Below are 10,000 nucleotides of genomic sequence, written 5' to 3' on the forward strand. Positions count from 1 at the left end.
GGTCATTCTCCTTTCCATTTCATAGGTCTTTCAATCGCTGATTTCATCGTCATCCTCCACATATTCCAGGATATCCCCCGGCTGGCAGCGGAGGGCCTTACAGAGGGCATCCAGCGTCGTAAAGCGCACGGCCTTGGCCTTATTATTTTTTAAGATCGAAAGATTCGCCATCGTAAGGTCGATCTCCTTGGCAAGCTCCGTGACGCCGATCTTCCGTTTCGCCATCATTACATCCAGATTTACAATAATTCCCATAGACTTATCCTGCCTTTCTTTTCTTAGGATCTGTTATGAAATAAACTTTTATTTTGAATTGTCTAAATCTGCATATGCGTCAAAATGAAAAGTAATTTCATGACAGCTCCTCATATGGTCAGATCATTTTCCTCTTTATAGCGGATCGCTTCCCGGAATACAAAGGAGAGCACTTCACTGAACAGCCCGGCGATAAAAAAGGTAAGGACCACGATGAAGGTTGCCGGGGTGGGCAGGAAAAAGCACTTAATAAAGAAGAGCAGTACGATCACGGCGCTGGTGATACCCATCATCTCCAGGCTCTTTACATTCTCATGGATAAAACAGTTTTTCTGCATCACGGTGCGCATCATCTTCCGCAGCTCCCCGATGATCACGATCCCGCATACGCCTGACGCCGCGAAGATCACCAGCATCAGTATATAATACTCCTGAAATGCCCTGGAATAATAGATTCCAGCGTACCGCAGGGACAGCGGAAGTGTGACGATGACTGCAATCCCGCTGTAAAACATCATATCCAACAATAATTTAGTAACCCGGATCAGCTTTTTACCATGCATAATTTTGCCTCCTGATATTTGTAACCAATTTGTCCTACAAGCTTTATATGGCTGTTGATACAATAAAATTATAGCACGGTGTGTTTTGAAAATCAATATAAATTTATTGAAAATCAATAAAAAAATATTGAATATCAGATTTTAAAAAGCATGCTTATGAATACAGGATTAAAAGTTGTATATATACAATTATGATAAAATAAGATGATTGAGTTGAAATATGCACAAAAAGTTGTACTCAAATTTGTGATATATTGAGACTTGAAAAAGAGAAACTTGTACAGTACAATATATGTATAAAATATAAGATGTTTTGAAAAAAGCATCGAAAAAGGAGGTAGAAAGGATGAAGAAAAGGATTCTCAGCGTGGCTCTGGCTGCTGTCTTAGCGCTTTCGCTCACACTGGCAGGGTGTGGCTCGAGTGACGGTGGGGAAAAACAGGGAGGCAATGGAAAACTGGTCGGCGTGGCCATGCCGACGCAGAGCTCGGAAAGGTGGATCAAAGACGGCCGGAACATGAAGGCACAGCTGGAGGCGCTTGGCTATGAGGTATTCCTTCAGTATGCGGAGGATGATGTACAGGTACAGCTTGCGCAGATCGAGACGATGATCGCCAAAAAAGTAGACTGTCTGGTCGTTGCGTCAGTCGATTCCTCCGCACTGATCAACGCCCTGCAGACGGCAAAAGAGGAAGGGATTCCCGTGATCTCCTACGACCGTCTGCTGATGAACACCGACGCGGTCAGCTATTACGCGTCCTTTGACAATGAAGGAGTGGGCAGGAAGATCGGAGAGTACATCGAGGAAAAGGCCAGCCTGGCAGACGCGGCGGAGCCCCAGACCATTGAATTTTTCATGGGCTCGCCGGATGACAACAATGCGGTCCTTCTATATAAAGGCGTAATGAGTGTGCTGCAGAAATATCTGGATGACGGCACGCTGGTATGCAAATCCGGGAGAACCTCATTTGAAGACACCTGTATCTTAAGATGGTCTCAGGAGGTAGCCCTGCAGAACTGCGAAAACTATTTATCCGGCTTTTACGCGGATGAAAAGCTGGACATCTGCTGCTCCGCGTTTGACGGATTTGCCTACGGGATCAAGGCGGCCTTAGAGGCAGCCGGATACACGGAGGAGGACTGGCCCATCATCACCGGGCAGGACGCGGAAGTGATGGCAGTAAAAAATATCATCGACGGAAAGCAGACCGCAACCATTTTCAAGAATACGGAGCTGCTGGCTGAAAAATGCACCGGGATGGTTGATGCGGTGATCGAGGGCAGCAAGCCGGAGATCAACGATACGGAAACCTATGACAATGGGAAGATGGTTGTTCCGTCTTATCTGTGCGAACCGCTTTCCCTGGACAAGGATAATTACAGGGAGCTGGTCATTGACAGCGGATATTACAAAGAGGAAGAGATTCAAAATGCAAAATAAAGGAAAGGAGTTGAGAGGATGTCTGATTATATTCTGGAGATGAAGCATATTGTCAAAGAATTTTCCGGTGTCAAAGCATTGAACGATGTAAACCTGAAAGTAAAACGGGGCGAGATCCATGCCCTCTGCGGGGAAAACGGCGCAGGCAAGAGCACGCTGATGAATGTCCTGTCGGGGGTGTATCCGTTCGGGACCTATACAGGAGACATCGTATACAACGGGGAAGTGGTCAGGAACCGCAATATCAAGGACAGCGAGAAAAAGGGAATCGTCATCATCCATCAGGAGCTTGCGCTGAGCCCGTATCTGTCCATTGCGGAAAATATCTTCCTGGGCAATGAGCAGATGAAGGTGAACGGCGTCATTGACTGGACACAGACCCGCAACGAGGCGCAGAAGATGCTGGAAGAGGTGGGACTGGGAAATGAAAACCTGGAAGCGCCCATCAATTCCCTTGGGGTCGGCAAGCAGCAGTTGATCGAGATCGCCAAGGCGCTGGCGAAAAAAGTAGACCTTCTGATCCTGGACGAGCCGACGGCGGCGCTAAATGACGAGGAGAGCGCCCAGCTCCTGGAGATCATGCTGAAGCTGAAATCACAGGGCATTACAAGCATCATCATTTCCCATAAGTTAAATGAGATCAGCTATGTGGCGGACGCGATCACAGTCATCCGCGACGGGCAGACGATCGAGACACTGACCAAGGGCGTGGACGATTTTTCGGAGGACCGGATCATCAAGGGCATGGTCGGCCGCGAGCTGACCAACCGTTATCCGGAACGTACAGACTGTCCCATCGGGGACGTGGTCATGGAAGTGAAGAACTGGAATGTCTACCACCCGGAGGATCCAAACCGCCAGGTGTTAAAGGACATCAACATCAAGGTGCGCGCAGGCGAGGTCGTGGGACTTGCAGGCCTGATGGGCGCCGGAAGGACCGAGCTTGCCATGAGTATCTTCGGCCGTCAGTACGGACAGAAGATCAGTGGAGAGATCCTCATGCACGGGAAGCCGGTGAAGATCCGGAGTGTGAAGGATGCCATTGACAACAAGATCGCCTATACCTCCGAAGACCGGAAAAACTACGGACTGATCCTGTTCAATGATATTAAATGGAATATGTCTTTGGCGGCACTGCGTAGTTTCTTTTCCCAGAATGGGATCGTGGATTCCAACAAGGAGATCCTGGAGGCGGAGAAATACAAAGAACTGATCAACATCAAATCCAACTCAGTCCATCAGGCGGTGGGAAGCCTGTCCGGAGGAAACCAGCAGAAGGTCATCCTGGCAAAATGGATGCTGACGGAACCGGACGTGCTGATCCTGGATGAACCTACCCGGGGAATCGATGTGGGCGCGAAGTATGAGATCTACTGTGCCATCAACGACCTGGCGAAATCCGGAAAGGCGGTCATCGTCATTTCCTCAGAGATGCCGGAGATCCTGGGTACATGCGACCGGACCTATGTATTGAACGAGGGATGTATTGCCGGTGAAATATTCAAAGAAGATCTGTCTCAGGAAAGAATCATGAAATGCATCATGCAGCATAATAACAGGAAAGGGGAATAACAATGGAAAAGAAGAAAACCGTAAATCTGAATTTAAAGCAATATGGCATGGTTTTTGCAATGCTCATCATCTTTATCATATTTTATGTAATGACAGGGGGCGTCAATGCCACACCGATGAACATGAACAACCTGATCATGCAGAACAGCTATGTTATCATCCTTGCGACGGGTATGCTGCTCTGTGTGCTGACCGGTAATGTAGACCTGGGAGTCGGCTCCTATGTGGCGCTGTGCGGGGCAGTTGCGGCGAAACTGATCGTAGAAAATAATATGAATATCCCGCTGGCTTTTTTGATCACCATTCTGGTCGGAGTGGCGTTCGGTGCATTTAATGGATTTTTCATAGCATATCTGAATATCCCTCCGTTTGTAGTGACACTGGCAGGCATGCTGATCGGCCGGGGACTTACATATACCCTGCTGGAATCCAAGACTGTAGGACCGCTCCCCAATGCTTATGTTAAAGTTGGGGCAGGCTTCTTCGCTTCCAGCAAGATCGAGTTTGGCGGCGGAACACTGGATATCATCACGATCCTGGTTGCCGTGATCGCCACCGTTCTGGTGATCGGCGCGGAGCTCAAAACGATTAAAACCCAGCAAAAGTATGGCTTTGCAATGGCGCCCACCTGGCAGACCGGTATCAAGGTGGCGGCGACGCTTGCGATCCTCTGGTTCTTTTTCTTCAAGATCGCATCCTATAACGGGATTCCGATCATTCTGCTTTTGATGGCCGTGATCGTAGGGATCTATCATTTCATTACCAGCAAGACCGTTGCGGGACGCCAGGTCTACGCGCTGGGCGGAAATGAAAAGGCTGCAAGGCTGTCTGGTATTGATACGAAAAAGGTGTACTTCTGGGTGTATACCAACATGGGTTTTTTGGCTGCCATCGCGGGAATCGTGCTGTCCGCCCGAAACGCTTCTGCGACTCCCAAGGCGGGAGACGGGTTTGAATTGGACGCCATCGCTGCCTGCTACATTGGCGGGGCCGCGGCGTCCGGCGGTGTGGGTACGGTCGTCGGGGCCGTGATCGGGGCATTCGTTATGGGAATCCTGAATAACGGGATGTTCCTGATCGGGTTGTCTACCGACCTGCAGAAAGTAGTCAAGGGACTGGTACTCCTCGGGGCAGTGACATTTGACGTATTATCCAGCAAAAAGAAAAATTAGTGCATTGCTGCATGAATTCCGAAGTAAATATCGTCTGTTGTTCTATAAAACACAGAATATATACAAAAAGCTATCCGCTGCAGGCGGGTAGCTTTTTGTATATATGCAGAAATGGAACCGGATAAAGCATATATGCACAAAAAATGTATGGCTTTTTTAGTACATATTATGGATTGTAAAAATAAAAGTTGTATTGTATATTAGAGGAAAGTTATCATGGAGTAGTTATCGAGTTGTATTTAAAAGTAGATGGTGGAGGTAGATATTTGGAAGAAGCAGTTGCGAAATATCAGGAAATCTGTCTGTGGGTGAAAAAACGCCTGGAAAGCGGGGAACTGAAACCGGGGGATAAGGTGGAATCGGAATATAAGCTGTGCCATCGGTTCCAGGTCAGCAGGCAGACCGTACGGCATGCGATCTCCGTACTGGAGGAGGAAGGCATCGTAGAGCGGTTCAGGGGAAGCGGGACGTACATCAGCAGCAAGGATCAGGTGACTCCGAAAAAAGAGAAGACCATGCAGATCGCGGTGATGACAACTTTTGTTCAGGAATATATTTTTTCCACGATCATCCGGGAACTGGAGGAACAGTTTTCGAACGCTGAATACAGTCTTCAGATTTCAGTGACTAATAATTCTGTAGAAAAAGAACGCTTCATATTAAAAAATATTTTGAATAAAAATACGGTAGATGGACTGATCGCCGAGACCACAAAGAGCGGGCTGCCCAATCCCAATCTGGACATCTACAGGGAGATCATGGCACGGGGGATTCCGGTGCTGTTTATCAACAGCTATTATCCCCAGCTGGAGGCTCCTCATGTCAGTCTGAATGATAAGATGGCAGGGAAACTAGTGACCAACTATCTGCTGCAGTGCGGCCATCAGAATATCGCGGCTGTCTTAAAATCTGATGATGGTCAGGGCCATCAGCGCTATGCGGGATATCTGGAGGCCCTTATGGAGGCGAATATCAGGATCCTTGACAAGCGGGTGGCGTGGCTGGATTCGCGGCAGATGTCTGAGTTTGAACAGAATGCGGACTGGATCTGCCGCAGGCTGGAGGGCTGTACGGCCTGCGTGTGTTATAATGATGTGATGGCGAATAAGCTGCTGGCTGTCTGCAGGAGCAGAGGAATCGGTGTTCCGGAAGACCTGTCGGTGATCAGTATTGACAATTCCGATGTTGCCGCCTACTGCGAGGTCCCGCTGACCTCTGCGGAGAATCCCATTCGGGATCTGGCAAAGATCGCGGCGCTGGAGATGCTGGATATGATCGACGGAAAGAAGGTTCCCCACTCCACAGAGCTGGAAGGGGAGATTGTGACCAGGGTGTCCGTGGCGATTTTGGAGCAGCCGCAGCTGTAATAAGCGGCCAGCGCATTGTTCAAAACAGGATTGCGGGCATATCAGCAAAAGAACTGGACAGAAACCCGGAAATCAGGGAATGGAGTGTGGGAAAGGAATGCAGGTACAAAAAATAAATTACCAAAAGGAACTGGATCAGATTCTGGAAGCACTGCAAAAGGAGGGCATAGTGCCCCGCCTTCTGCTCCATAGCTGCTGCGCCCCCTGCAGCAGCTATGTCCTGGAATATCTTTCGGATTATTTTGAGATCACAGTATTTTATTACAATCCCAACATTTATCCGGAGGAGGAATATTACAAGCGGGTGGAAGAGCAGCAGATGTTGATCGGAAAATTAACAGCGGTCCATTCCATTTCCTTTCTGGAAGGCATTTATGATCCGGAAAGATTTTACCGGATGGCTGCCGGACTGGAACGGGCAAAAGAGGGCGGCGAACGGTGTTTTGGCTGTTATGCCCTGCGCCTGAAAGAGGCTGCGGAGAAGGCAAAAGAAGGCGGATTCGATTATTTTACCACGACGCTTAGCATCAGCCCTCTGAAAAATGCGCAGAAGCTCAATGAGATCGGCATTACCCTGGGGAAGGAGATCGGGGTGCCTTACCTGGTGTCGGATTTTAAGAAGAAAAACGGGTATCAGCGGTCGGTGGAGCTGTCCGGGGAGTATGGGCTGTACCGCCAGGACTACTGCGGTTGTCAGTTTTCACTGGAAAACCGAGGAATCCGGGAGTGAAACTGTAAGAAGTTCCTTATAGACAGAAGCACGGATGTATGATACGATGATTGATAATCATTTTGTGACGGCAGGAGACCTGCCGTTTTGCAAAGTAAAAACAGACTGTGCAAGTGAATCCGTTTTTGCGCAGTTCCAATGATTTAAGAAGAGAGGGAACAGGAATGGCACAATTATGGGGCGGTCGCTTTACGAAGGAAACGGACAAGCTGGTATATGATTTTAACGCGTCCATTTCATTTGACAAGAGATTTTACGCGCAGGACATCCGGGGCAGTATTGCCCATGTGACGATGCTCGCCAGGCAGGGGATCCTGACCGCAGAGGAGAGAGATCAGATCATAGAAGGGCTGAACGGCATCCGAAAGGATGTGGAGAACGGGACGCTTTTGATCACAGAGGAATACGAGGATATCCACAGCTTTGTGGAGGCCAATCTGATCGAACGGATCGGGGACGTGGGGAAGAAGCTTCACACCGGACGCAGCCGAAACGACCAGGTGGCTCTGGATATGAAATTATACACAAGGGATGAGATCCTGGAACTGGACCGGCTTTTGAAATGCCTTCTGGAAACGCTCCTGAATATGATGAAGGAGCACACAGAGACGTACATGCCGGGATTTACCCATCTGCAGAAGGCGCAGCCGGTGACGCTCTCGCATCATCTGGGAGCCTATTTTGAGATGTTCAGGCGGGACCGCTCCCGAATGAAGGACATTTACCGCAGGATGAATACCTGCCCGCTGGGAGCCGGAGCGCTTGCAGGCACCACCTATCCGCTGGACCGGGACTATACGGCGGAATTGCTGGAATTTGACGGGCCTACGCAAAACAGCATGGATTCCGTGTCAGACCGGGATTACCTGATCGAGCTGCTGTCCGCCATGTCCACGGTGATGATGCACTTAAGCCGGTTTTCCGAGGAGGTGATCATCTGGAATTCCAATGAATATCAGTTTGTGGAGCTGGACGACGCCTACAGCACCGGGAGCAGCATCATGCCTCAGAAAAAGAACCCGGATATCGCCGAGCTGGTCCGGGGAAAGACAGGCCGTGTATATGGGGCGCTGATATCACTGCTGACCACGATGAAGGGGATTCCACTGGCATACAACAAGGATATGCAGGAGGACAAGGAGCTGGTCTTTGACGCCATGGATACGACAAAGGGCTGTCTGACCCTGTTTACCGGAATGCTGGCCACCATGCGGTTTCGGAAAGACAGGATGGCGGACAGCGCAAAGCATGGATTTACCAACGCTACGGACGCGGCGGATTATCTGGTGAACCACGGCGTGCCCTTCCGGGACGCTCATGGGATCGTGGGACAGCTGGTGCTGTACTGTATCGAAAAGGGGAAGGCATTGGATGATCTGACGATGGAAGAATACAAACACATTTCCCCGGTATTTGAAGAGGATATCTATGAAGCAGTCAGCATGAAGACCTGCGTGGAGACGCGCAATACCATCGGCGCGCCGGGAAAGGCGGCCATGGAGCAGGTGATCGCGCGGGAGGAAGCGTATTTGATCGGGGAATAAATTTATACTGCGCACAGCCGCATAAGGAAATCTGCCGCTTTGCGGCTGCGGCCGGCGCGATATTCAAGGCAGATTTTCAGCTGCCGTGAATATAAGATATTTTGAAAGGATAAAGGAGAGGATCAGAATGGAACAGAAGTTAAAGGTTGGGATATTAGGCGCGACAGGTATGGTAGGGCAGAGATTTATTTCCCTGCTGGAGGAGCACCCCTGGTTTGAGGTGGTGACGGTTGCGGCAAGCCCCCGCTCCGCCGGAAAGACCTACGAAGAGGCAGTCGGGAGCAGGTGGAAAATGGACACCCCCATGCCGGAATCAGTGAAGAAACTGGTGGTGCTGAATGTGAATGAAGTGGAAAAGGTTGCTTCCACGGTGGATTTTGTATTCAGTGCGGTGGATATGTCGAAGGAGGAGATCAAGGCCATTGAGGAGGCTTACGCAAAGACAGAGACTCCTGTGGTATCCAACAACAGCGCGCACCGCTGGACTCCGGATGTGCCCATGGTGGTGCCGGAGATCAATGCAGAACATTTTGACGTGATCGCAGACCAGAAAAAGCGTCTCGGAACGACCCGCGGCTTTATCGCCGTAAAGCCCAACTGCTCCATCCAGAGCTATGCGCCCTGTCTCGCGGCGTGGAAGGAATTCGGCCCGAAGGAAGTGGTGGCGACCACCTACCAGGCCATCTCCGGCGCGGGCAAGACCTTTAAGGACTGGCCGGAAATGGTGGAAAATGTGATTCCCTATATCGGCGGAGAAGAGGAGAAGAGCGAGCAGGAGCCGCTGCGGATCTTGGGCAGAGTAGAAGGCGGAGAGATCGTCAAGGCGGAGTTTCCGAAGATCACCTGCCAGTGTATCCGTGTGCCGGTGCTGAACGGCCATACTGCGGCAGTCTTTGTAAACTTTGAGAAAAAGCCGACGAAGGAGCAGCTCATCGAAAAGCTGGTGAATTTCAAAGGCTTCCCCCAGGAGGCAGAGCTTCCCAGCGCTCCGAAGCAGTTCATCCGCTACCAGGAGGAGGACAACCGTCCCCAGGTAAAGCTGGACGTGGACTACGAGAACGGGATGGGCGTGTCCATCGGACGTCTGCGGGAGGACAGCATATTTGATTATAAATTTATCGGGCTTTCCCACAATACCGTCCGCGGCGCGGCAGGCGGAGCGGTGCTGTGCGCGGAGGCGCTGACTGCGAAAGGATATATTGAGAAAAAATAGAGTCTGAAAAAATACATCGGTCACGGAGCGTTTTCTGTGCCTGAGTTACTGGTCAGACCCTGACCAGATTCCATTAAATACTGAATAGTAAAAGTGGGAATAGACACATGTTTGCTCATTTTTTTGCAAGGCATATTTCAAAA

General features: G+C 50.0%; 9 protein-coding genes. 7 read left to right on the top strand and 2 right to left on the bottom strand.

Features of this window, described 5'->3' with window-relative positions:
* Positions 1-30: 30 nt before the first annotated feature.
* Positions 31-255, bottom strand: coding sequence for a helix-turn-helix domain-containing protein (locus ACTOY7_RS09575; RefSeq protein ID WP_160281315.1), 225 nt, complete (start codon positions 253-255; stop codon positions 31-33).
* Between the two features lie 110 nt (positions 256-365).
* Positions 366-818 (bottom strand): DUF2975 domain-containing protein, encoded by a 453-nt coding sequence (locus ACTOY7_RS09580; RefSeq protein ID WP_160281316.1) that lies wholly within the window; start codon positions 816-818, stop codon positions 366-368.
* A 346-nt stretch (positions 819-1,164) separates the two neighbouring features.
* Here ACTOY7_RS09580 and chvE point away from each other — a divergent pair, with 346 nt between their 5' ends.
* From chvE to asd, 7 genes are all read left to right on the top strand, one after another.
* Positions 1,165-2,259: a multiple monosaccharide ABC transporter substrate-binding protein gene (gene chvE, locus ACTOY7_RS09585; protein WP_482671357.1), complete on the top strand. Its 1,095-nt coding sequence runs from the start codon at positions 1,165-1,167 to the stop codon at positions 2,257-2,259.
* Between the two features lie 18 nt (positions 2,260-2,277).
* Positions 2,278-3,831, top strand: coding sequence for a multiple monosaccharide ABC transporter ATP-binding protein (gene mmsA / locus ACTOY7_RS09590; protein WP_300885138.1), 1,554 nt, complete (start codon positions 2,278-2,280; stop codon positions 3,829-3,831).
* Between the two features lie 2 nt (positions 3,832-3,833).
* A complete protein-coding gene (mmsB, locus tag ACTOY7_RS09595) occupies positions 3,834-5,003 on the top strand; it encodes a multiple monosaccharide ABC transporter permease (RefSeq protein WP_160281319.1) in 1,170 nt (389 codons plus the stop codon).
* A gap of 266 nt (positions 5,004-5,269) precedes the next feature.
* On the top strand, positions 5,270-6,370 hold the full coding sequence (locus tag ACTOY7_RS09600; RefSeq protein WP_300886227.1) for a GntR family transcriptional regulator: 1,101 nt from the start codon (positions 5,270-5,272) through the stop codon (positions 6,368-6,370).
* A 97-nt stretch (positions 6,371-6,467) separates the two neighbouring features.
* Positions 6,468-7,100: an epoxyqueuosine reductase QueH gene (locus tag ACTOY7_RS09605; RefSeq protein WP_160281320.1), complete on the top strand. Its 633-nt coding sequence runs from the start codon at positions 6,468-6,470 to the stop codon at positions 7,098-7,100.
* Positions 7,101-7,264: 164 nt separating this feature from the next.
* Positions 7,265-8,644, top strand: a complete 1,380-nt coding sequence (gene argH / locus ACTOY7_RS09610) for an argininosuccinate lyase (protein ID WP_300886228.1) — start codon at positions 7,265-7,267, stop codon at positions 8,642-8,644.
* A 127-nt stretch (positions 8,645-8,771) separates the two neighbouring features.
* Positions 8,772-9,857: an aspartate-semialdehyde dehydrogenase gene (gene asd, locus ACTOY7_RS09615; protein ID WP_160281322.1), complete on the top strand. Its 1,086-nt coding sequence runs from the start codon at positions 8,772-8,774 to the stop codon at positions 9,855-9,857.
* Positions 9,858-10,000: the final 143 nt, after the last annotated feature.

The sequence above is a fragment of the Schaedlerella sp. genome (genome assembly GCF_056796775.1).